This is a genomic window from Bdellovibrio bacteriovorus str. Tiberius, assembly GCF_000317895.1.
In the GTDB taxonomy this organism is placed as follows: domain Bacteria; phylum Bdellovibrionota; class Bdellovibrionia; order Bdellovibrionales; family Bdellovibrionaceae; genus Bdellovibrio; species Bdellovibrio bacteriovorus_F.
On sequence record NC_019567.1, the window covers coordinates 3,270,857 to 3,295,139 of the forward strand.

Consider the following 24,283-nt stretch of genomic DNA (forward strand, 5'->3'; position numbering starts at 1 on the left):
CGACAACGCAGTCAGAGCGGCCGTTTTCAACCGCCGACCTTTCTGAAGATATGGAATTGGTAGACTCCAGTTCCGTCTTTATGCTGAGCCCAGACATTCTTGTCGCCCAGCTCTTCCCACCCCTTCAGATCAATCGCCGTTGGCGCCCGCATGAAGGATCGGATCACCATCTGAGTTCCGGCTTTGCTGTCCGTATTCAGCCTTTGCAGAATCTGATTGGCATCACGCTGTTCAAGATAAGAAATCGTGTCTGATAAAGAGATAAAGTCATATGCATGCTTTGGCAGTTCTTCCAGCAGATTGCCGTGCAGGTAGCGCACTTCGGTTTTGGACTTTTTCACCGCCGCGACAACGTGTTCGTGCGCTTCCAAAGGAAGGCCTTCTTCATAAGCAATGCGGCCCAGGAAAAGGATCTGCATGAAATAGTTCTTACGCACCAGTTGCGTGCGGAAGATCCGGTCAAATTCTTCCATGATAAACTGCCACGGGGCCCGCTGCTCGGTTTTGTGATCGGCGCGACCACTGAAGTGGCCTTTGTACAGGTACTTGTTGAACACAAACTCGCTGGCCGCCACACGAATAAAGCTGTTCCAGCGGATTTTCGGCCAGTGCTTTTCATAAAGCTCGATCTGCTCGGACAAAGTTTGTGCGGCAAAGACCTTGCTGAAATCACACTGCAAGACATCACGGAATAAATAACCCAGTTTCTGGAAATGGGATTCCCAGCGGCCCAGTAATATGAACCCGCGTGGCTTCCAGCCTTCCATACGGTCTTGCCAGTAACTGGTGGCTGCGGCTGACAAAGTCAGACGCTTGAAAAGATCTTCACGGCTGTCGCCTTCATCATGGCCGCCTTGCAAAGCGCCGCGATAGCCCATCAGGAACAGGTATTCTTCATAGGTCAAAGTCTTCATCGCCTGCAGGCGCAGCTCGCACAGGTAAAGCTGACTGACCGACATGTCGATGACATCCAGATATTTAGGATTCTTGGCAATCAGTGGCAGGCAGCGAGCGCCGGAGCCCGCAATGCTGAACACACGGTTTGCACCCTCGGGCAGTAAATCAAATTCAATGCGCGTGTCTTCATTGGACAGGGTGTAGTTTAAATCAGAGAAGTATTCTTTTGCCATTGCTGACTCCCGTTAAAAAGGCAAACTGCCGGTAAATTCCAAACGCAAACCGACGACATAACCGCCGGTGATTTCTTCATACATATCGTAAAGCCCGCCGTCTTTCCCCTGATAGCTCTGGGCAAAGATGGTGGAGGTAAAATAGTCCGTCCAGTTATAACCATAACTGGCGTTCATAAAAAGATCCTTGGTGGTGTCATTCTGATAAAGCTGGAAGAACACGTCATGACGGTTCGGATTCCACTGAGCACTGACGTAATAAGACACTTGAGTTTGCGTCCCCATCAGCGTGTTGACCTCATAAGCCGTCACCTGAGGCAGCACCACCCAGTTCCCCAGGAACAAATCCATACCCACGGTCCCAAAGCTGCGGTCACTTTTGATCGTATCCGGTAAAGTGGTGTCATCCACATAGCCGTACTCAAATTTGGGAACCGCCGTTTCAAAAGCATAGTTGGCGGTAAAACCATAGTGATTACGGTTCAAAATCTGCGCCGACACCAGCGACAGACCAAAACCTTTGACGTCCATTTTCAGACGCCCACCAAAGCTGGTGTTCTTTTCTTCAACTGGTTCGGGCGCGGGAACCGGATATGTGGATTCGGCAACGTCGCCGATCCCCACCAGATCCAAAGACCACGTTTCTCGGGCATAAGAAAAAGACGCCCCGGTCGGATGAGTCAGCTGATCCTGGAACGGATCAAAGAACAATCTTGCCCAGCGGCGGCCGGACCATACGTCCAAAGAAGGCAGAGACCACATTTCGCTCCAGCGGATGGCCTGACGACCCACACGCACATAGAATGAATCCAGTTTGAATTCCAGATAGGCTTCCTGCAAATAACCTTTTGAAGGAGACCGGCGGATATAGGCCTGATCTTCATTGCCTTCAAAGTCGCCAAAGCCTTCAATGAAGATTCCGAATGGCCCCAAGTTGCTGTTCAGTTTGCCTTTCAAAATAAGACGGTTCGCAAGTTCGTCCTCCTGACCACGGATATACTCATAGCGAGGCGCAAACACCAAGTCTGCCCTCGCCCAAGGAGTCATCATCAGAAGTGTCAGAAGAACCAGAAGTCTCACTTATTTCATGCTCTCCATATTGCGGACCGTAAAGAAGGAATCACTGAAGTCCTTCTTATCCATGGAAAGAATGCGGATGTAGCTGATTTGCTTATTAGTGTCTTCGATTTTCAAAGTCGTTGGGCGAACTGCGCCCGAGATGCTTTTATAGTCTTCGAACGCTGCGCGCTTCAGAACCGTCTTGCCGTTCAGACCCAGATATTCCGCACGCAACGGAGCAAACGAGCCTTTTTTAAGCCACAGACGAACCCACGCATAAGTCAGGTTGTCTTTGTTGCCTTTCAATAGCAGCTGAACCTCGTTGGCGTTTTCACTTTCTTTGGTCACATCATAGTCGCCGTACCAGCGAGTGCGGGAAATATCCCCGTTCGCCACTTGACCTGAAAGCTTTTGCGCCAATGACAGACGCATGGAACGCTTCAGGTTTGGAACATAGGCATTAAAATCACGATCCAGCATCAGCATGTTGCGACCCTTGTCGCGGGCAGGTTCTTTGGTGACGATCAGGGTTTTGTCCTGACCTTTCAAATAAACCTGAAAAACCGAGGTGTTTTCAGACGTCTCGACCTTGATTTTCATTTCATAGGATTCAGCAGGGTTGCGGATATTGTCCGCTTTTTTCACCCATTCGGCCGGGTTTTCCGCCAGGGCATGCAAAGAGAATAACAAGCTGCTGATCGCCAAAAGTGTCTTCATGACATCTCCTTATTTTTTTCTTTTAGACAAAGCCAGTTCACGGGTCAGTTCGATTTCCTTGTCAGTGATGATTCCGGTGTGACCCTGAATCGCTGCAAGTTTAACCCCGTGGCGTTTCGCCATCTGATAGATCTGTTTTACTTTGTGCCACTCGATATCGCGGCCCATGGTGAAGGGCTCATACTGACCTTCCAAAGTCAGCAGGGCTGTTTCCGCCAGACACGCATACACCGTGTTCCCCGGAAGACCCATATCAAAATCTATTTCCACCGGCCCCGGCAAGACCACTTCACCAGATTCAATAATCAAAACATCCGGACGCTGTTTGGCATCCTCGATATCAAAATCCAGAGGACGAGAACAGTCACACACCACCGCGCCAGGCTTCAAGCGCATGACGTCGACAATCTTGTGATCAAATGCCGAAGTCGCCGTCACCAGCACATCCGCATCCGCCGCCAGGTCATTGGCATCGGTGGTTATGATGACTTCACAGTTTGGTGACATCTGCTGGATTTCCTGGCGCAGTTCTTCCAAGCGGTTCAGTCGTGGAGCCACCAGGCACAGACGTTTAAAGATCATTGATAACAGCTTCGCTGAAACTTTACCGATTGATCCCGTCGCCCCGATAACCATGGCCATACCATCGACATAGCCCGTGTTCGGATCCTGCTTCAACAGGCGCATCTTCTGCACCACATCGGCCAGGGCCCACAAGGTGGCCGAGGCACTGAGACTGTTCCCGGTAGTGACCGGAATCGGGCTGTTTTGATTGATTGTAATCCCCTGATCGCCCACGATTTTCGTGTAAGCTCCAAGGCCGATCATCTTCGCCCCGCGATTGGCGGCATCGTAACAGATACTTTCAATCTTGCGATAAATCACTTCAGGGTCAGAATTCTTCAGCACCTTCGGAGTCGCGGGCAAGGCATAGATGATGCCGTTGATTTCCTTGCCATTATTTTCACTGATGATGTGCTTGATATGACCGTACACGAACGGCGGCGCTTTCGCGGCCATCCGGTCAAATGGATCATTCCAGGTTTTTGGCATATGCTTCAGCACACCCAAGCCCGGTACATGCATAAAGTCATTGTGAGAAAGCGCATGAATCACAAAGGCAAAATCCGGCTCCGGCTGGCTGAACACTTTGTTGCGAACCGCATTGAACCCTTGAGAGATCTTTGTCTGCGTGGATGAATTTCGGGTCATCACGTATTTACGCGCCACCTGCCGGATCTCGACGTCCTCGGTGATCAGCTGTTCCCATTCTTCGATGGACAAAGCAGCCGTGCGTTTATGCGACAAGCGCAGCATCGCATCCAGAACAGAATAGTTCATATACGGATGCACGCGGTAGTTTTCCGGGAACAGATTGATGATACTGCGCGGAGAATACTTTTTGGCTTCTTCTTCCATTGCCGGGTGTGAAGACCAGATCACCAGATCCTTGCCGCGCACAAAATCCGTCGCCTGATCGAACAAAAGCAGCATCGGCAGATCACAGAACACGTACTGCACGTTTTCAACCTGAGCTGCCAAAGAAGACCGGCTGATCTTCTGCATCTTGGTTTGCGCCAATGGAGTATTACGTTTCATGTCCTTGATGTTAGCCACATTCAAAGCCAGCTTTGAAAGAGTCATCAAACCCGGGAAGGGCTGAATCATCCACGGCAGACCCAAAAGCGAATACGCATCGCCGATATACACCGACTTGCGGTAACGGTGACGGATGTATTCTTCAAGCTCGGTGCAAAGAACAGCTGTTGGGAAGAACGTGCCCCGTTCCGGCTGGATGATGCCGGATTCAATATGTTTTACCAAAGAGTTGATATTGGCAATTTCACGCAACCCCGTCCCGTCACACAACGGCACCGGCGAAGGAGTCGCCATGATTTCCAAGTACTGGCGGTGCACGTAGCTTTTCTGATCCAGCTTGATCACCGGCGGCAAACTGGTCAATGCAAACGCATCCACCTGATTGCGCAGAGTTTCGATCAGTCTGACAACCGCATCGACCGAGAAATTGGCACTGAAGCGCTGGACTTCATAGTGATCCCCGGCAAAGTCAAATTCATAGGCGGCATCCCAGTGCGGGCGTCCGAAACTGATCTCAGCGATTCGATACGTACGCTTCATATCCGCTCCAGAATTTTTGTTCGTATTGGAAGAATTCAGGACACCATGTTTCGCCCAGGACTTCCCGGGTGCTGGTGGTGTCATAAATCGGGAAATTCATAAGATAATGCAGTTCTTCTTCAGGGAAGCGCGCGATGAAGCTTGAAAGCTTCAGCACCAGGGCCTCGGAAATCTTATCGATCAGGATCACGCCTTTATGAGGAATAGCCTGGGACTTCAAGGCCGAAAGATAAAGATCACGAACCGGCAACCCCTGATTCGGGGTCACATGGAAACTGTGATAGCCCTGCGGTTTGGTCTGCACCGCCCACTCGCAGAACTTCACAATGGCTTCAGCACACTTGTCGACCGGAACCAGCGGCAAACGGGTTTTATCACTACCCGGAAGAGGCAAAGACGTCGGAATGGATTCGACCACCGCCCGGATTTTATTGAAGGCTTCGGCCGCATGATAAGGCCCGTCGATCCGCTCGATGCTGCCGGTTTTCGTGTCCCCGACCAAAACACCCAGGCGCAGATTGATGCGGCCGGTGGTGTGCACCGTCGGCCAGTTCTGCAGAACCTGTTCGCCATGGGCTTTGGATTCAGAATAAGCATCCGGGAAAGTCTTTTGGAAGTTCAAATCGTTGGGCTTTACCACCGTCAACGGGGAATTAATTCCCGCCGCCACGGTGCTGGTGTTTACGAAGAAAGGAATTTCAAGAGCTTCGGCCACTTTTAAAGCAGTGCCCATGGCCGAGATATTGTGCTGATAGCAATCCACTTTGGGTGCGGTCAGTTCATACAATCCCGCCATGTGCAGAAACAGCGCGTATTTCTTTTTGCGTAAAGCATCCAGATCCAGGCCTGCATTCCACTGACAAAGGTCTCCCTGGACTTCGGTCTTGCCTGAACGGGACAGCACGTCCACTTCGAATTTTTCGCGAAGCAAAGGAATGACCCGTTTACCCAGGAAGCCTGTGCCTCCGGTAACGAGAATGCGTGGTTTGGTCACGATGACCTCCGAATAGAACTATTGTCGGACCATGACTGGCAGTCCGTGATGCAGGCAACGAACAGTGATTTCCTGAACATCTCTGAGAAGGATCTCGCCATCCCCAAAGAAAGTCAAAGCGCGCTCGGGATTCTGGCTCTTTAGTCTGAACTCTTTCAGCTCAAATGACTTAAAGACCGGCGATTTTTCGACGGAACCGCGACGAAGATGGTAAGCCGCCAAAGTGTGACCAGGAATACTGTTGGTTTCAGAAAGAAGCAGGTTGACCGTACCGTCGGTATTGGAAGTAAACGGAGCCGGTACAAAACTGGATCCGATCTTTTGCTGATTGTTGATCAAAACAATCGGAGACGACGTTTCGACATTCACCTTGCCGGGAATTTCAATTTCCAGACCCCAGCCTTCCGGATTCCAGGTGCGAATCGCTTCGGCGGTCATCATGGAATAAACACTCGGCCCCATTTTCTTGACCGCATGATAACTTTTCTGTGCAAGGAAACGATAGGCTTTTGCTGACTTCGGGCAGTTCGCCAAAGTCTGCAGATGAGAACGGAATTTATTGGCAAGCTCTGCCGCTTTCGCCGGAAGGCCCAGGCCTCCGTTGGTCAGCATGTAAGCAACTTGTTCGCCGGAGCTGACTTCAATCACGTCGATGTTTTTCACAACACCTTCAAAGATGTTGCGAACAGCAGTGTCAATGCGGGTGGAAACTCCGATTTCGTGGGCAAGGTCATTGGCTGTTCCGGATCGAACAATGGCAATCGGAGGCAGCTTCCCGCCGTTCTGGTATTTCATGATGGCTTGGATCGCCACGTTGATAGTGCCGTCACCACCGCAGATAATAAAGTAGTCCGTTTTCTTCGCTTGTTCTTCCTGAACAAAGTCAAACATCTCTGTCATCGTCGAAGGACGACAGAAACGCAGATCGCAACGGAAAAGTGCTTCACGCACCTTCGCCTCGATCAACTCTGCATTCACAGAGCCTGCTTTGGAATTAACAAGGACGGACACTCTCATAATTTTTTGTTCTCCGAAGGTACCTTATAGCAAACCTCATACCGAACATGTCTCGCTTTGGGAACTTCTAGATTGCATTTGAGCCCTTGAAAGCCGCCCTAAAACGTCAATTTGGCACCGCTGACCAAAAAGTGATCACTTTGAGACAACAGTCCACTCGCATCTGTTTGGCGACATTTCCTCTCTGTAATCCGAGCCACGACGAACGGTGTACGCTCATAAACTCGCGGAGCACAAAATAAAAACTGTGGCTCCTAAGATCCCTCAATTTATCTTGAGCACTTCTTAACAGATTCCGAAAAGTATTATGAAACTAGACGTAAAAACCTCGTAAAAGGCACGTAAAAGGTACTGTATATGTTCAAGAAATTTTCAACCACGTTCACACTGATGGCCTTTGTCCTAACAACATCGGCTTGTACTATGAGCCTGGATCGCTTTGGCGAGATCATTTCTCCATCCACAGGCGATGATGATCAAACTCCAAATGTGACCGTGATCAAAGGAAAATTCCCACTGGGACAACCAGCGTTTAATCTGCAGCACAAGTCATTTTTAAGCGCAGCCCCTGGAAACAAATTTGTCTCTGCTTCCTTGTTTGAACATCAAATCTATGTGGCCACCGCTGACGGGAAAATTCTAAAAAGCATCAACCTGCCTGCGGCCGCAAAATGGCCGGATGGTGAAATCGTATCACTGGGTGTGGATTCAACGGGCTTGATTTATATTGGTCTTATCGAAAGAGACGGTGGAGGCAACCCGGTTCGCGAATACATTCAAAAGTACAATCTTGATGGCGTTCCTCAAGGTATCTTTAAGGAATTTACCCAAGAAGGCGGCACACTCCCGTCTGCCCAGGACATTACCTTTGATTCCAGTGACAACGTGTATCTGGCTATGACCTATTTCTATCAGATCCGCAAATACAACAAAACAACGGGCGCACAAATGGCGGCTTACGGAGCCGGCACTTCCGGCAGTGCTGATGGCGAATTCTGGGGTAACGCCAAATTCACCCTTGATGCCACGGGGCACGTTTACGTTGTTGATAGCTGGTCAGATCGACTGCAAAAGTTCCTGCCCAACGGAAGCTTCGACAGCAAGATCACCTGGCCGACGCAAATCCTGCCGGTCCCACCAGCGACGGTTGCATACAGCAATGTTGGGAATCTGGCATTGCTATCCGATGGAAACTTCCTGATCAGTCAAAGCGACAGTAACGGCTACCTTTTTGCATTTGATCCAACCGGAGCCTTGCTTTATATCACCGATGGCAGTGCGGGGGCCACTCAGTTCACAAGCAGCCCCGTCGTCTTTGCTGAAGCTGGGAATGAAGTCTATGTCATGAACAGCAACACAACCCGAGTGTACAACAAATTCACGGGAGTTTTGGCCCGTAAATATGATCCGACTTTATCGAATGCACTGGGTGTGGCCCGCGATTCACAGGGCAACACTTATGTCAGCGACATGGGCGGCATCAAACGATTTGATACCACCGGGTTCAATGACCTGTCCTTTGCCGCGGGCGCCATGATGTACGATATCGACATGGACAGCCAAGGCATCATTTACGGTGCGAACCTGCTTACTGGCAAGATCATGAAGTACAATCCAGATGGAACTTCCGCCGGCGAAATCACCCCGACTGGCACGGCGTATTTCCTGGATATCGTTCATGACAAAGACCTTGATATCGACGTGATCTATCAAACTGATGCCGCCAACGGATTAATCAGAAAGCTGAACACTTCCGGTGTTGAACTGGGCACCCTGGGTGCTGGCAACATTATTTCTCCGATCAGTGTGGCAGCGACAGCCGACGGCGGCGTCGTCGTTTCCGATGCCGCCAACACCGGACCAGGTGCACCTTTCCGTGCACTGGTCAAAATCAATGCTGACAACACCGTTGCATGGACCATCTTGCCGGGTGCGGCGGGTAACCTCGCCACCATTTTCGGAATCGCCGAAGACACCGACGGCAGCATCCTGGTAGCGGATGCTGGTGGTAACAAAGTAGTCCGCTTCTCTGCGGCCGGGGCACACATGACCACCTATGGTCAGGCTGGTGCGGCGGCAGGTGATTTCACGATGCCCGTCGACATCATTCTGGATGCGGGCCGAAACTTCTATGTCTCGGAAGCTGGTAACAGCCGGGTGCAGAAGTTCAATTCCGCCGGCGTTGTGCAGGCAGAATAAAAAAAGCGGCCTAAAAAGCCGCTTTTTTCGTTTTATGTGGAACGCAAAAGTTCCGGGATGGATTTCTTCAAAAGCTTTCGGACCGGCCACAAACTTGCCACCACCGTGGCGATCATCGGCAGCAGTAACGCCTGCAGATAGTGGCTGGGCTGAATATCCAGGAACACAAAGAACTGTCGTGTGATCCCCGGAGCCGGAGGCATCGGAATCCCCTGACGAAGCAGGGTTGCATCCACCAGGATCGCAATGCAAATCCCCAGGAATCCACCCAGCACACCCAGCAAACTGTTTTCAATCATCAGGATCTTAAACAGACGGCTGCGTTTTTCCCCGTTCGCCCGCAATGCCCCCATCTCGCCCGCTCTTTCCAGCAAGCCAGTGGAAATCACATTAAAGATCCCCATCGCCACAATCACCAGAATGATCGAACGGATGAACGAAAACTGTGCATTCAGGAAGTCCACAGAGTTCTGATAATAGTTCTTGTCCAGAATCTCGAATGGCACCGCTTCCAGGGACGGATTGGCTTTGCGCAAATCTGCATCAACAGCCTTCCACGCTTCCACGCCTTTCGTTGCCAGCGAAAACATCTCGACGCGAGTGGTATCAAGCAACGCTTGAGCCTGCTTCAGATCCACACGATAGAAGGAATCATCGATGACTTTCTTACCAGTGAAGAAGATCCCTGCCACCGTCAGATCCGCCCCGTTCAGCTGACCGTTCACGGTCTGAGTCAACAACGTCACCACATCGCCAGTTTTGGCGTCGATACTTTCTGCCAGACCTTTTCCAAGAATGATCTGATCCTGACCCTGCAGATCGTGGCCTTCGATAAAGTTCATCTCGGTAAAGAACTTGTTTTCTCGCTCGGGAATCACGCCCTCGCCTTTACCGCCCAGGGTGATGCCACCTTTAACGATAAAGGAATAAAAAGACACGCGCGGGAAGACTTCGGTCACGGACGCAGAACTGCGAATCTGTTTTTCGATTTCATCCGCATTTTCAAACCACAGCTTCCACGGGGTTTCGTGAACTTTGCCGAAATAGTTCTGCGGGAATACCTGGCCGTAACCGTAGTAACCGTGAATAACGTTTTCACGGTACTGGTTCATCACACCCGTGTTAAAGCCCTGATAGATCAACAAACCTGCAGCCCCCAAAGCCACCGTACACAAGCTGGCCCAGGTGCGACGAGGATTTCTGAACAGATTGCGCCAGGAGATTTTCAACAGTTCCAACATTATTTATCCCCCTGGCTTTTCGTGTTGTCGATCATGCCGTCTTTCATGCGATACACGGATTTGGCAAAACTCACCAGATGCGAATCGTGAGTCGAGAAAATGAAGCTGGTGTTTTCAGACTTCTGCAGTTCTTTGAATGCGTTGATGGTTTTTTCCGCCGTCACCGAATCCAGATTCGCCGTCGGCTCATCGGCCAGAACCACCGCAGGCTTTTTTGCAATCGCGCGGGCAATGGCCACACGCTGGCGTTGACCACCGGAAAGCTCTAGCGGCTTTTTCTTGGCGTGATCGGCAAGACCCAATAAGTCCAAAGTCTCCATCGCCACTTTGTGGGCGTTGGCGTGGTTGTAACCCAAAGAAGGCAGGAAGTAGGACGTGTTTTCAAGTACGGTCAAAGTGGGAATCAGATAGAATGACTGGAAGATGAATCCAACCTTGTGCAGACGCACGTTTTCTTTTTCAGACTCTGGCAGATGAGTGACATCTTCACCGGCAAATTCCAAATGCCCATTGCTTGGAGTATCAATCAAACCCAAAAGATTCAGCAACGTGGTTTTACCGGTTCCACTCGGACCCACGATGCAGGTGAAACAGCCTTTTTCCAGTTCCAGATCAATACCTTTCAGAACCGGCACTTGTTTGCCGTTCCAAAGGTATGAATATTCCAGGCCCTTAAGACGATACAGAGCACTCATGTTGCTGACTCCTTGAAGTTAAAGATAGAAGCGGAAGCCGATGGCGATAAAGGCGCCGGACAGATTCAAGTCACGCTGCTCGCCTGCGGCCGTGGTGACTTTGTCACCGCTGTTCACCGGACCTTTGAAAGTGGTGACAGATTTGGTGTATTCCAGATTCTCGATATTCAGCTGACGGTATCCCATTTCCACAACAATGGTGGTGGTGTCGGTCAAAAGACCTTCATATCCCAACGAAGCATTCAGCAAAGTGCCAGAACCTTTGGCTTCAACATCATGATTGGAAACACCGGGGAAGGCTGTTTGCCCGTCTGTTGTCAGAGTGTAGCTGTTCTTCATGGTCACGCTGGCAGCACCCACACCCAAAGCCACAAAGGACCGCGATCGTGCATTGCTTTGCAAATTGAATTCAACACCCAGCTTTGGAGCATAACCCAGAATCTGGCTGTCGGCGGTGTACAGCTCGGTTTCAGAAGCGTTGGTCGCCGAAGAGCCTTCAATAGCGCTGGGTCTGATGATCTCAAGACCGAAACGCAAGCTCATATACTGGCGCGTGTACAGGAAGCCGAACTCGCCACTGTAGTTGTATCCGGAACCACCACTGTAACTCAACCCCGTGGCTTCACCATCGAAGGCCCCGGTGCCAATCGCGGAAGGCCCCGCCGACACATCAAAGTAAGCGGCGAAGGTTTCATTGTTGATATTAAAAACGCGGGCCTGCGCCGAAGTTGCAGAAATCAGCAGTGCCGCAAAAAGAAGTCCCCGCACGATCACGACTACTCCGTGATCAGGTCAATAACGACCTTGCTGGTGCTTTTTTTGCCAGCAACCTGATAGACGCGAACCTTGGTGTTCTTTTTCAGATCCAGAGTCAGATTCAAAGAGCTGTCGACAGGATCCAGACTCATGTTGGTCTTCACCACCGCCATCGAACCTTTCAGTCGGTCTGTCAGACGCTTTTGATCGATATTGGCATTCGGCATCTGAGCAAAGTCCACCACCAGACGCTGAGGATTTTTCTTCAGCTCTGCATAGTAGTAACCGGGCCAGCCGCGCAGCATGCCGCCGTTGATATCACCGACATCAATCACGATACGCTCGACTTTTTTACCCGCATCCGCAGTACGGCGAACGTCCATCAAGGTGAAGCCGGTTCCGGCAAGACCACCGAAACTGACACCTTCACCAGAAAGAATTTTGGAGGCAGCAGGTTTGCTTTGTTGTTTGGAGATTGCGCCTTGAGCAGGCAAAGCCAATAGAGCGGCCAATACACATCCAATGTACTTCATCATGATCGACTCCTTTCGAACACATCCCTTAAGCCTAAAGGGGAACACCCCTTCTGCCAACCCCAAATCCCCTTTTTTACCCTGTCCCGCCCCGTCTCAAACCAGGAACCTTTCGCGGCGCAGGGTGACGCTTTTGGGCCCCATTTTTGTAAAAAGGGGGGCTGAGGTCGAATATATAGGGGCTGAATAGATTCTCACAAGGCACAGAACTTGGATCCCTAGGCATTGTTGAAAGATTTTTTAACTTTGGGAGTGCTTTATGAAAAAGCTCATAACAATGGTTCTGACTGTATTTGCGCTGGCAGCCTGTCAGCCGGGAAATGACGGCGGTGGCAACAACACCGTAACCAACCCTGGTCAGATCGCGACCACACCACTGCAGCTTCCGTGTATCAACGGAACGGCTTACTGTAACAACGGTGCCTACGCCAACTATCAGGGTTGGATGCCTTATCCAGGCATGTACAACTATGCTTACAACTATTCGAACATCTTTGCCCAGCAAGGGTTCTGTGGTTGCCCGAGTGGTTACCTGCCAACTTACAACGGCACATTTGGTTTGGGCTGCGTTCAGCAACAGCTGATCATGCCTTACTGGAATGATTATTTCTTCTGGTCTTACGGATACGGCTGGGGCTTCGGCTACATGTCCATTCCGTCAGCTCCGCAGATGACGATCAATCATCCGCAGTATTCAAACATTCCAACGAATTCTAACAGCTTCTCCAGCTGCTCTCAGACCCTCACTCAGAGCTGTGTTTTGAGCCAAGGGAACACTTGCGGTGTCGGGGCGACATGCCGCCAAGTTCTGTCCGGTTCGAATCTTGGAGTTTGTGTTAAAAACTAGAGAGGCGCGGCACTTCTCGACCGTTTTGACGGACTAATATGCCGCATCAAACGCCCCCTTTGGAATAACCACCAAAGGGGGCTTTCTATTTCTGCCTGGCCTTGCTTCGGGGGCGGCGGCCTTGGGAGGGGGAGGGTCCCTTAACTGGGGCACGGGCTCCTGCCCTCTGCCGGCCTTTCGCTTCGCGACCATCCTGGGCCGGAGGCCCCTGTTAAGGGACCCTCCCCCTCCCAAGGCCTCTTTCCCGGCATGTCCAAACGGAAAGAGAAAACCCCCTTTTTCTTTTCACCCGCCCAAACGCTGGGTCTTGCTGCCTGTGTGGTTTTCAAGGAAAATTTGGTTTTAAAAGTGCTGTCATTTGACCCGTCTGGTGGCGTCGGGTTGAGTCATTTTTTTATCCGGGTTTTTCGCTTTATTTCAGGGCTTTTTCATGGAAGAACGGAAGGGTGTTTTTCACTCTATTTCGGAGGTTCCTATGAATACGACCAATCCTCTTTTGCAACCCTTCAAAAACAAAGATCAGGCTGTGCCTTTTGATCTGATCAAAGTTGAGCACTATGTGCCGGCGGTTGAAGAAGCCATCAAGATGGCAAAAGAAAATGTGGCTAAGATCAAAGCCAATCCGGCGGTTCCGGATTTTGAAAATACGATTGTGGCTTTGGAAGCGGCCAGCGTTCATGCTGATCAGATTTCCACGATCTATTCCAACCTGGAAGTGGCTCATGCGGATGAAGCGCTTCAGGCTTTGGCTAAAGATATCTACCCGATGCTGACGGCGTTGAGCTCTGACATCTCTTTGGATGCTGAGATCTTTGCGCGTGTGAAAGCGGTTTACGACAAACGTGCATCTTTGAATCTGAATCTGGAACAAACTCGCCTGCTGGAAAAGACTTACCTGTCTTTCACCCGCAACGGGGCTTTGCTGGAAGGTGCTGACAAGGAAACTCTTCGTCAGATCGATCAGGAGCTTTCTGTTCTTGGTCCGAAATTCTCTGAGAATGTTTTGAAGGCGACCAATTCTTTCGAAATGCTTTTGGATAAAAAAGAAGATGTTGATGGCTTGCCCGAGGGCACCCTTGAAGGTGCGGCGGCTTTGGCGAAATCCAAAGGTCATGACGGCAAGTGGATGTTCAATCTGCAGATCCCTTCTTACCTTCCGTTCATGACTTATGCAAAAAACCGTGCGCTTCGTGAGAAAATGTGGAGAGCGTTTTCTTCCAAAGCCTTCAAAGGTGAATTCGACAATCAGACCAACGTTCTGAAAATTGTTGAGCTTCGTGACAAGCGCGCGAAAGTTTTAAAATTCACCACGCATGCTGATTTCGTATTGGCAGAGCGTATGGCGAAAAATCCAAAAACTGTTATGGACTTCCTGAACAAACTTCTGGCGGCTTCCAAGAATGCCGGCATGAAGGACGTTCAAGAGCTGACAGAGTTCGCGGGCAAGCTGGATGGTCTGAAAGAGATCAAACCTTGGGACGTGGCTTATTATTCTGAAAAACTGAAAGAAGAGCGTTACGCGTTCAACGAAGAGGACCTGCGTCCTTACTTCAAACTTGAAAACGTGGTTGAAGGTGTTTTTGCTCATGCGAAGAAACTTTACGGCCTGACTTTCAAGGAAAACAAGGAAATCCCGGTTTATCACCCGGAAGTGAAAGCTTACGAGATCTATGAAGATGCCTCCGGCAAATACATGGGTCTGTTCTACACGGATTACTTCCCGCGCGAGACCAAAAAAGGCGGAGCTTGGATGACCCAGTTCCGTTCACAAGGTCTGATCGACGGCGAAATGAAACGCCCGCACGTCAGCATCGTGTGCAACTTCACGCAGCCGACTCCGACCAAGCCGTCACTTTTGACTTATGACGAAGTTCGCACTTTGTTCCATGAGTTCGGTCACGCTTTGCACGGCATGCTGTCTGAATGTACTTATCCTTCCCTGAGCGGCACCAACGTTTACTGGGACTTCGTGGAGCTTCCTTCCCAGATCATGGAAAACTGGGTTGGCGAAAAAGAGGGCCTGGATATCTTTGCCCGTCACTATGAAACCAACGAACCCATGCCGGCAGAGCTGATCGAAAAATTGAAACGCTCCCAGAAATTCCAGGCGGGTTACATGTCCTGCCGTCAGATCCAGTTCGGTCTGATGGATATGGCTTGGCATTCCACCAATCCAGACACCATCAAGGACGTGGACGCATTTGAAGAGCTGGCAACGGCCGAAACCCGTCTGTTCCCGAAAGTGGATGGCGCGAATTCCTCTTGCAGCTTCGGCCACATCTTTGCTGGTGGTTATTCTGCAGGTTATTACTCTTACAAATGGGCCGAGGTTCTGGATGCGGATGCCTTTGAGTACTTCAAGGAAAAAGGCCTGTTCAATCAGGAAGTGGCCAAGAAGTTCAAAGACAACGTTCTAAGCCGTGGTGGCACCGAGCACCCGATGGATTTGTACAAGAAATTCCGCGGTCGTGAGCCGGATCCAAACGCTCTTTTGCGTCGTGATGGACTGATTTAATGAAGAAGAGTTCGATGGACAAAGAACACAAACAGAGCAAGCTGGTTTTGAAAGAAAACGGCAGCATTGGTTTGGTCTATCGCCTGGAGACTGCGCAAGCGGTCTCTTTGGCTAAAAAGGTCGCGGAATTTCTGAAAGAACGCGGCTTTGACGTCTTCACCTGCCCTGATCAGAAAGTGGTTGCGGGCACGAAGGCGGCGAAAACCAAAAAGCACATGGACGATCTGAAACTGGTGATCGTTCTTGGCGGTGACGGAACGTACTTGCGTGCCGTTCGTTTGCTGGAAGGTCGCAGTGTTCCTATTCTGGGCTTCAACATGGGCTCGTTGGGTTTCCTGACAGCTCACAGTGCGGATTCCTGCTTTGATATCATCGAAAAAACTCTGGATGGAAAAATGGTTCAGCGTCCGCGCTCCATGATCCATTCCAAAATCCTGCGCAAAGGAAAGGTTCGTGCCGAGTACCACGCGCTGAACGACATGGTGATTGAAAGGGGCTCGATGTCCCAATTGATCAACACGGCGATTTATTCTGAAAAGTTCCTGGTAAGTCAGGTGAAGGCCGATGGTTTCATCGTGGCAAGTCCTTCGGGCTCCACGGCGTACAATCTGGCAGCGGGTGGCCCGATCTGCCATCCGGAATCCCCGGTGTTTGTGGTGACCCCGGTGGCGCCTCACAGCCTGACTTCCCGTCCGTTGTTGTTCCCGGATGACCGGGAGCTTTCTTTCCGTCTGGAGGGTAAAACCCAAAAGGCCCACTTCATCGTGGACGGACAGAAGATGACCGAGCTGACGGCCGATGACGAAGTCATCATCAGCCGCTCTTGTTATGACCACTGGATGGTTCGTGAAGCCAATCACAACTATTTCCATTTGCTGCGCGAGAAACTGAAATTCGGCGATCGAAACTGAGCTTAAGGAAAGATTATGTTACTTGAGTTGAAAGTGTCCAATTTTGCGATTATCGAAAACCTGCATGTCTCTTTCAAAGAGGGACTGAACATCATGAGCGGTGAAACCGGTGCCGGTAAATCCGTTCTGCTGAAAAGTCTTTCCCTGTTGATGGGCGGCAAAGGTTCCAGCGACACCATTCGTACGGGCGCCACTCAGGCGACCATCGAAGGTTCATTTGATATTTCCTCCCGCCCCGACATTCAGAAAATGCTGCACGATATGGGCATTGAAGCCGAAGAGCAGACACTGATTGTCCGCCGTGTGCTGAGCGCTGGTGACAAATCCAAGGTTTATCTGAACGGCGGCTTAAGCACCCTCAACAGCTTGAAAGATATCGTGGCTCCGATGGTGGAACTGGCAGGGCATTCGGCTCCGCTGATTGAAATGACCGGCCAGCACGAAAATCGCAACCTGATGTCCAAGCACTATCACCTGGATCTTTTGGATCAGTACGCCGGCACCTGGGACAAGCGCTTGTTGTTCACTGAAAAATTCAACCGCTATCACGCGATCTTTGCTGAAATCAAAAAGCTTGAAAGCGACGCCAAACAAAAGGCGCAGCGCCTGGATTTTTTGACTTATCAGCGTGATGAAATCGCCAATCTGGATCTTTCCCCGGGCGAAGACCACGAACTGGAAGTCGAAGTCAAAAAACTGAAAAATTCAAATCGTATTGGTGCGTTTGTGGATCAGGCTGAATCAGCTCTGTACACGGACGATGATTCAGCCATCAGCCGCCTGAATGCGATCCTGAAAAAAGGCCTTGAGATTTCCAACGTTGATCCGCAAATCGCGGCGAAACTGGAAAATCTGGAACAGGCCAAGACGTTGATTGATGAAAGCATCTATGACCTGCGCCAGTACGCGAACAAGATCGATGCCGACCCACAACGTCTGGAAGAAGCTGAAAGCCGCCTGAGCGACTTGCGCAAGCTGCAGAAAAAATACGGCGCGACTGTGGATGACATCCTGAAAGCCCTGATGGAGATGGAAATTGAAATCTCCAACCTGCAAAATTCTGAAAGCCGCGTGGAAACTTTGAAAAAAGAGGCCAGCATTATTTTGAAAGAGCTTGAAGCCCTGGGTGCGGATTTGCACAAACGCCGTCAAAAAGGAGCCGAGCTTTTGGCTGACAGCGTGAACGCGGAACTGCTGGATCTGAACATGAAAGGTGTGACCTTCCATGTGATGACCGAAAAACTGCAGGAACTGGCTTCCACAGGACTGAGCGACGTGGAATTCCTAAGTCAGACCTCCAGCAAAGATGCAAAACGCCCCCTGGCGAAATTTGCCTCTGGCGGAGAGCTGAGCCGTATTCTTTTGTCACTGAAGCGTGTCGTGGGTTCCAGCAATCAGCCGCGCACTTATCTGTTTGATGAGGTGGATACGGGTGTATCTGGCGAAACGGCAGAAAAAGTCGGCCGTAAATTGCGCACGATTGCCAAAGGACAACAGGTTGTCTGTGTGACTCACCTTCCGCAAGTGGCAGCATTCGGAGATATTCACTTCTTTATCCAGAAGTCTCCGCAGAAAGAATCGGTCTCGATGCTTGTGTCAGAACTCAAACAAAAAGACCGTGTTCAGGAAATCGCCCGCCTTATCAGCGGTGAAAAGATCTCGAAAACATCCCTGGCCCATGCCGAGCAACTCTTGGCAGAAGCCAAACAAAACTAAGTCCTTTAAAAGGCTGCCTCCGGGCAGCCTTTCTAATTTGTAAGTTCCCCACCACAAATCCCATCCCCTACCATTAAGGCCTACACTCATATTTTTAAGGAGACGGGCTATGATTCTTGTTATGGGGGCAACCGGACATATCGGTTCAAAAATCACCACTCACCTTCTCGCCAACGGCCAACAAGTGCGCTGCGTGGCCCGCAAGTTCCCTAACAAAGAAGCCTTCCGCGGTGCCGAGCTGGCACAAGGTGATGCCAATGACGTGAGCTTCCTGATGGACTGCATGCGCGGCTGTTCTGCAGTGTTTACGATGATTCCACCGGACATGAGCGCCAAAGAAGTGCGCTTTTACCAGAACAAATTCGGCGAAGTGATCGCCGAAGCGATCGAAGAGGCCGGCGTTAAAAAGGTTGTGAACCTTTCCAGTGTGGGTGCTGACCTTGAAAGCGGTACGGGCCCGATCCTGGGTCTGCACGACCAGGAAGAAAGACTGAACTCCATCACCCGCGCGGACATCGTGCACCTGCGCCCGACCTATTTCATGGAAAACCTGCTGACCGGAATTCCCAGCATCCTTTCAATGAACCGCTTCTTCGGGACCATGTCCGGTGAAGTGCCCGTCCCAATGATTGCCACCCGGGATATTGCCGCTCGTGCGGCGTTCCTGCTGATGCATCCGGAATTTAAATCCTACAATGTCGAGTATCTGCTGGGCGAACGGGATGTGACTTTCGATGAAGCCCTGCGCATCCTTGGCCAAGCTATCAAAAAGCCCGAGCTGGAATACGTCGAGGTACCTGAACAGGAAATGAGAAACTACCTGATCGGCGCGGGCCTGACCGAAGACTGGTCGGATGCCATGCTGGAAATGAGCCGCTCCTTTAACAACGGCTCGATCGCCGGCACCTTCAGCCGTGATAAAAAAAACACAACCGCGACGTCTTTGGAGGAATTCGCCAGAACAACATTCCTGGATGCTTACACACGTGCCCAGCGCGCTGACGCAGACAGAAAATCCCGTCCATCCTCGGAGCGTGAGGCCAGACCGTAAGGTCTTGTGCTTCCCAATTCCCGGAAGATGGTGATAGCCTTTTCGAATGAGAAAAAGTGTATTGGCTATCGCACTTCTGGGAGTTTCCTGCATGCACAAAAATTATCTAGATTATCCGAAACCTGAAAAGATCAAAACTGAGCTGTCCAAACACGGGGACATCCGTATGGACGACTATTTCTGGCTGCGTGAGCGCGAGAATCCTAAAGTCGTCGACTATCTGAAAAAAGAAAATGCCTACACCGCCGACATGATGAAACCGGCTAAAGAGCTGGAAGAAAAAATCTTTCAGGAGCTGAAATCCCGTGTGAAAGAGGACGAATCTTTCGTTCCGGCCAAAGATGGCGACTACTGGTACTCTGCCCGTTATGAAGTGGGCCAGCAATACCCTTTGCACACACGCCATAAAGGCAGCCCGACAGGTCCGGAAGAAATTCTGATCAATGTTCCGGAGCTGGCAAAAGGCCATACCTACTTCAGCTCGACCGGCCCGCGCATGAGTCCCAATCATAAAATGATGGCCTATGCTGTGGATACCGTGGGTCGTCGCTTTTACACGATTCATTTCAAAGATCTGACCACCGGGAAAGTTCTTGAAGATAGAATTGAAAATGTCACTGGCAACCTAAGCTGGGCCAATGACAACGAAACGATCTTCTATACTGAACAGCATCCCGAAACCCTGCGTTCTGAAAAGATCTACCGTTACAACATCAAAACGCACAAGAAAGACCTCATCTTCCACGAGAAAGACGACACCTTCAGCGTTTACGTTTACAAGTCTTTGTCTGAAAAGTTCATTTTCATCGGCTCTTACAGCACTCTGACAACTGAAACACGCTTTATGTCCGCGGACACCCCGCAAGGGACTTTCAAGGTGTTCAATCCGCGTGAACGTGCGCATGAATACTCGGTCACTGATGGCGGCGACAAGTTCTATATCGTTTCCAATAAAAATGCCCGCAACTACAAACTGATGGTGGCGGATCTGGATCACACAGAGGAAAAGCACTGGAAGCCTTTGATCCCGCACCGTGAAGACACTTATCTTGAAAGTGTGACGGTGTTTAAGAACTTCATCGCCCTGGATGAGCGCCACAACGGTTTGACTCAAGTACGTATTGCAGATCGCAACGCCCAGAATCCTTACGAACTGAAATTTGCGGATCCAAGCTATCTGGCGTCTGTCGGTGACAACCGTGAATACGACACTGAATGGCTGCGCTACAACTATGAATCCATGCGTCTGCCGGATTCAGTTTATGACCTGAATGTAAAAACCAAAGAGCAGGTTCTGAAGAAAGTGAAAGAGATCCCGAACTACAATGCGGATCTTTATAAAACTGAGCGCGTGTTCCTGACAGTTCGCGACGGCACTAAAGTTCCTGTGTCCCTGATCATGAAAAAGGACTTCAAGAAAGACGGCAAGTCCTCGATGCTGGTTTACGGATATGGATCTTATGGCGCCAACATGGACCCTTGGTTCAGCAGCGGCCTGTTCAGCCTGGTGGATCGTGGTTTCGTCTATGCCAAAGCCCACATCCGCGGAGGCTCTGAAATGGGTCGTCACTGGTATGACCAGGGCCGTACACATTCCAAGATGAACACCTTCAATGACTTTATTGACGTGACAGATGCTTTGATCAAAGACGGCTATTCTTCAGCAGACCACACCTTTGCCATGGGCGGCAGTGCCGGGGGCCTTTTGATGGGTGCGGTGATGAATCTGCGCCCGGATCTTTACAAGGGCATGGTCGCACAGGTGCCGTTCGTGGATGTGATCTCAACGATGCTGGACGATAGCATTCCGCTGACAACCAGCGAATACGACCAGTGGGGCAATCCGAACGTGAAAGAGGATTACGAGTACATTCGCAAATACTCCCCTTACGACAACGTCAAGGATCAGGCTTATCCGAATGTTTTGGTGACGACAGGTTTCCACGATTCTCAGGTTCAATACTGGGAGCCGGCGAAATGGGTGCCGAAGCTTCGTGAACACAACAAAGGGACTTCGATGATTCTTTTGAAGACTGACATGGAGTCAGGTCATGGAGGAGCTTCCGGCCGCTTCGATCAGTTGAAAGAAACGGCCACGGAATATGCGTTTATTCTGATGGTTAACGGGAGTAAGAATTAATCTCTTACGTCCTGCACGATGATCAGCGCACTGAAAGTGTTGAACTTAACAGTTTCGCCGGTCTTCTGGCTTGTCCAGTACTGAGAATTGATGTACTTCACGCTGCCATCCTCATTCAACACCGGAGTTCCGTCCGGATTGATTTCAGGGATGGTGGCGCGCTCAGTTTCTTTCACACGGTTGAACAACTCTTCAGCTGTTTTGGCATCCTGACGGGTGCAACCACCGGAAGCGCGGCCTCCAAGATAGTCCGTGTATTTCTTGTAAACTTCGTGCAAAGCCAAACCGTTGTCCACGTCATAGAAGATCGCAAACGGCATGGATGAATCCCATGAACTGGAGTGGTGATCCTTGGACAGGAATTTCGGTGTGTAATAGCCTGTCGGCGTCTGGGACCAGTAAGATTTCGCCGGAGCCCCTGTGCACTCTTTATTCTTACGTTTCAACTCAAGACCTTCACGGCCTGTAGAAACTTTGGAATTGATAACAACACGGCCATATTCATACACGCGCATTGTCTGAGCGGTACGACCCTGTTCAGCCTTGTTGATCACGATCACATAGCGGAAATCACGCAGCCAGGGTTTCGAATAGAAATCCTGCTCGTTGAAAGCCTGCTGCTGCCTTAGATATTCCGGCAAACGTGTCGTAATAGCTTTTTCGTACGAATAGACCTGGCTGTATTCCTGGTCTTCATATTTACAGTCATTAAACGCGTTTTTCACCTTACCCCAGAACGAGGCCGAGGCGGATTGACTGACAACCAGAGCCGCGGCAACGACTCCGTACTTCATAACGTTCTTCATAATCACTCCGTTCTTTTTATGAAAAGACGAATTTCATACAGCAAAGACTTTGCCACATTTTGAGACACTGATCTGAAATCTGGAGGCTTTGAACGGAAAAGGCCCCTGAAAGGGGCCCTTAAAAGTCACGTAGTAAATAAGTTCAACACCGGCTGTTTGGGAGCCTTAGAAACCCTCGATAGTACCCACCTGGCGTTCGTCATCAAAAGGGATCACATCACTGGCTGCGGATTGTTTCGCAACCTTCTTAGGCGGAACCTTCGAAGCCTGAGAAGCCTTCACAACCGGAGCTTTTCCCAGAGAGGCTGGTGCGGCGGCCGGAGCCACTGCGGTCACGCCCCCTTTGCCGTGAATCACTTCATTTAACTGCGAAGTCAGCTTCTGCGACGTCGCAGCCATCGAGTCGATTTCGGCACTGGAAGCCGCGATTTCTTCAGCGGAAGCGGCATTGCTTTGAGCAGCCTGATCCAGCTGGTTCATGGCTTTGCTGATCTGCTGAATGCCGGCCGTCTGTTCCGTACTGGCAGTCGCGATTTCATTATTCAGATCAGACACCTTTTTAACGGAAGTCACAATGTTATCCAAAACCATACCGCTGGAGCTGGCAATCTGACTGCCCTCTTCCACTTGTTGTACGGATTGTTTGATCAACTGAGTGATGTCTTTGGCGGCCGAGGCACTTCTTTGCGCCAAGGCACGCACGGCTTCGGCCACAACGGCAAAGCCCTTCCCCTGTTCTCCGGCACGTGCGGCTTCCACCGCCGCGTTCAGGGCCAGCAAATTTGTCTGGAAGGCAATATCGTCGATCACGTGAATGATTTCTTCGATCTTGCGGGATGAACCGGATATTTGTTCCATGGATGAAATCAGCTTTGAAATTTCGCTCTGACCTTTTTCAGCCACGTCACGGGACGAAGCTGAAAGACTTGCGGCCTGTTTGGCGTTGTCCGAATTCATCTGTACCATGGAAGAAAGCTCTTCCAAAGACGCCACGGTTTCTTCCAGGGACGCTGCCGCTTCCGTGGAAGACTGGGACAAACTTGTCCCCGCACTGGTCATCTGGGTCACCGCACCCGCCACGTGATTGCTGGCATCAGTCAGCTGTTCAGAAATACCAGAGATCTCTTTGGACATACGGGAGGCAATCCACAACAGTGTCCCGGAGATAAGAATGTTGCCGATGATGGTGGTCAGAATATTCCACATCTTTACAGACTGCTCAGCCTGATGAGCCAGTTCCCCTTCGGCCATAGCCTTGCCTTCATAGATCTTCAAGGCTGCGGCTGTAAATTCACTGACCGGCACGCCAGCCACGGTGTAATCGCCACGCAGAAGCTCTTCCGCCTTTTCCAGGCCGGCAGCATCTTTGGCTTTCAGATTTTTCAAAATGTCTTCCATGATAGCCAAAATTGCCGGGAATTTGTCCTGAGCTTTGTCGAACAGGGCTTTTTCTTCGGCAGTGAAAGGCGTCTTGGTGTATTTTTCATAATCCTTGCGATAGGAATCCAGGGCCTGCTCGGCCATGACCAGCTCACCGTCAATGTCTTTGCCCGCCTTGAAAAGGCTTAAGGCAGAATAAGCGCGAAACCCAAAGGCATTTCGGGAAATACGCATATCCGTCAGAATCAGGATATTGGGAATGATTTCGTTGTGCGAACTTTTCAGGAGTTCATTGACCCGGCCCACCCCGTTGACGGAAATAACTCCCACCATACAGAAGGCCACAATCGGAAGGGCTGCTGCGAATAACAGTTTGCCTTTGATGCCGCGAAACCAGGACGTGATGTTGCCCATAGATGTAAAACTCCTCGATAACG

At 50.5% G+C, this 24,283-nt stretch carries 19 protein-coding genes; 7 read left to right on the plus strand and 12 right to left on the minus strand.

The window, feature by feature from the left end:
• Positions 1–26 precede the first annotated feature (26 nt).
• From BDT_RS15480 to BDT_RS15505, 6 genes are read right to left on the minus strand one after another with little or no spacing between them, the layout of a single operon-like run.
• Positions 27–1,130 (minus strand): BtaA family protein, encoded by a 1,104-nt coding sequence (locus BDT_RS15480; protein ID WP_015092179.1) that lies wholly within the window; start codon positions 1,128–1,130, stop codon positions 27–29.
• 12 nt (positions 1,131–1,142) lie between these two features.
• The gene (locus BDT_RS15485; protein WP_015092180.1) at positions 1,143–2,210 is read right to left on the minus strand and encodes a hypothetical protein; all 1,068 of its coding nucleotides are present in this window, start codon (positions 2,208–2,210) and stop codon (positions 1,143–1,145) included.
• Complete coding sequence (locus tag BDT_RS15490) at positions 2,211–2,906, minus strand: outer membrane lipoprotein-sorting protein (protein WP_015092181.1); 696 nt, start codon at positions 2,904–2,906, stop codon at positions 2,211–2,213.
• Positions 2,907–2,915: 9 nt separating this feature from the next.
• Positions 2,916–5,045: a dehydrogenase gene (locus BDT_RS15495; protein ID WP_015092182.1), complete on the minus strand. Its 2,130-nt coding sequence runs from the start codon at positions 5,043–5,045 to the stop codon at positions 2,916–2,918.
• Entirely contained in the window at positions 5,020–6,039 is a 1,020-nt protein-coding gene (locus BDT_RS15500; protein WP_015092183.1) for an SDR family oxidoreductase, read from the minus strand. The genes BDT_RS15495 and BDT_RS15500 overlap by 26 nt, the downstream gene beginning before the upstream one ends.
• Positions 6,040–6,057: 18 nt before the next feature.
• Complete coding sequence (locus tag BDT_RS15505; protein ID WP_041577952.1) at positions 6,058–7,056, minus strand: diacylglycerol/lipid kinase family protein; 999 nt, start codon at positions 7,054–7,056, stop codon at positions 6,058–6,060.
• A 357-nt stretch (positions 7,057–7,413) separates the two neighbouring features.
• Here BDT_RS15505 and BDT_RS15510 point away from each other — a divergent pair, with 357 nt between their 5' ends.
• Positions 7,414–9,255, plus strand: coding sequence for an NHL repeat-containing protein (locus tag BDT_RS15510; protein WP_015092185.1), 1,842 nt, complete (start codon positions 7,414–7,416; stop codon positions 9,253–9,255).
• 32 nt (positions 9,256–9,287) lie between these two features.
• On the opposite strand, the gene BDT_RS15515 is transcribed toward BDT_RS15510, so the two are convergent.
• Genes BDT_RS15515 through BDT_RS15530 form a run of 4 tightly spaced genes read right to left on the minus strand, consistent with a single transcriptional unit; the run spans position 9,288 to position 12,483 of the window.
• The gene (locus BDT_RS15515) at positions 9,288–10,496 is read right to left on the minus strand and encodes an ABC transporter permease (protein WP_015092186.1); all 1,209 of its coding nucleotides are present in this window, start codon (positions 10,494–10,496) and stop codon (positions 9,288–9,290) included.
• Positions 10,496–11,191, minus strand: coding sequence for an ABC transporter ATP-binding protein (locus tag BDT_RS15520; protein ID WP_015092187.1), 696 nt, complete (start codon positions 11,189–11,191; stop codon positions 10,496–10,498). The genes BDT_RS15515 and BDT_RS15520 overlap by 1 nt, the downstream gene beginning before the upstream one ends.
• Positions 11,192–11,209: 18 nt before the next feature.
• Positions 11,210–11,965, minus strand: coding sequence for a hypothetical protein (locus BDT_RS15525; protein WP_015092188.1), 756 nt, complete (start codon positions 11,963–11,965; stop codon positions 11,210–11,212).
• 2 nt (positions 11,966–11,967) lie between these two features.
• Positions 11,968–12,483, minus strand: coding sequence for a hypothetical protein (locus BDT_RS15530; RefSeq protein ID WP_015092189.1), 516 nt, complete (start codon positions 12,481–12,483; stop codon positions 11,968–11,970).
• 256 nt (positions 12,484–12,739) lie between these two features.
• Here BDT_RS15530 and BDT_RS15535 point away from each other — a divergent pair, with 256 nt between their 5' ends.
• The 6 genes from BDT_RS15535 to BDT_RS15560 all read left to right on the plus strand — a co-directional run bounded on the left by BDT_RS15535 (position 12,740) and on the right by BDT_RS15560 (position 21,660).
• Positions 12,740–13,327, plus strand: a complete 588-nt coding sequence (locus BDT_RS15535) for a hypothetical protein (RefSeq protein WP_041577954.1) — start codon at positions 12,740–12,742, stop codon at positions 13,325–13,327.
• Positions 13,328–13,802: 475 nt separating this feature from the next.
• Positions 13,803–15,842: a M3 family metallopeptidase gene (locus tag BDT_RS15540; protein ID WP_015092191.1), complete on the plus strand. Its 2,040-nt coding sequence runs from the start codon at positions 13,803–13,805 to the stop codon at positions 15,840–15,842.
• A complete protein-coding gene (locus BDT_RS15545) occupies positions 15,842–16,753 on the plus strand; it encodes an NAD(+)/NADH kinase (RefSeq protein ID WP_041577955.1) in 912 nt (303 codons plus the stop codon). Before BDT_RS15540 ends, BDT_RS15545 begins: the two co-directional genes overlap by 1 nt.
• Before the next feature lie 15 nt (positions 16,754–16,768).
• Positions 16,769–18,469, plus strand: a complete 1,701-nt coding sequence (recN, locus tag BDT_RS15550) for a DNA repair protein RecN (RefSeq protein WP_015092193.1) — start codon at positions 16,769–16,771, stop codon at positions 18,467–18,469.
• 109 nt (positions 18,470–18,578) lie between these two features.
• The gene (locus tag BDT_RS15555) at positions 18,579–19,520 is read left to right on the plus strand and encodes an NmrA family NAD(P)-binding protein (protein WP_015092194.1); all 942 of its coding nucleotides are present in this window, start codon (positions 18,579–18,581) and stop codon (positions 19,518–19,520) included.
• 46 nt (positions 19,521–19,566) lie between these two features.
• Positions 19,567–21,660: a S9 family peptidase gene (locus BDT_RS15560; RefSeq protein ID WP_015092195.1), complete on the plus strand. Its 2,094-nt coding sequence runs from the start codon at positions 19,567–19,569 to the stop codon at positions 21,658–21,660.
• On the opposite strand, the gene BDT_RS15565 is transcribed toward BDT_RS15560, so the two are convergent.
• Both BDT_RS15565 and BDT_RS15570 read right to left on the minus strand, forming a co-directional pair.
• The gene (locus tag BDT_RS15565; RefSeq protein ID WP_015092196.1) at positions 21,657–22,466 is read right to left on the minus strand and encodes a L,D-transpeptidase; all 810 of its coding nucleotides are present in this window, start codon (positions 22,464–22,466) and stop codon (positions 21,657–21,659) included. The two genes, BDT_RS15560 and BDT_RS15565, sit on opposite strands and share 4 nt — an antisense overlap.
• Positions 22,467–22,631: 165 nt before the next feature.
• Positions 22,632–24,260 (minus strand): HAMP domain-containing methyl-accepting chemotaxis protein, encoded by a 1,629-nt coding sequence (locus BDT_RS15570; protein ID WP_015092197.1) that lies wholly within the window; start codon positions 24,258–24,260, stop codon positions 22,632–22,634.
• Positions 24,261–24,283 lie beyond the last annotated feature (23 nt).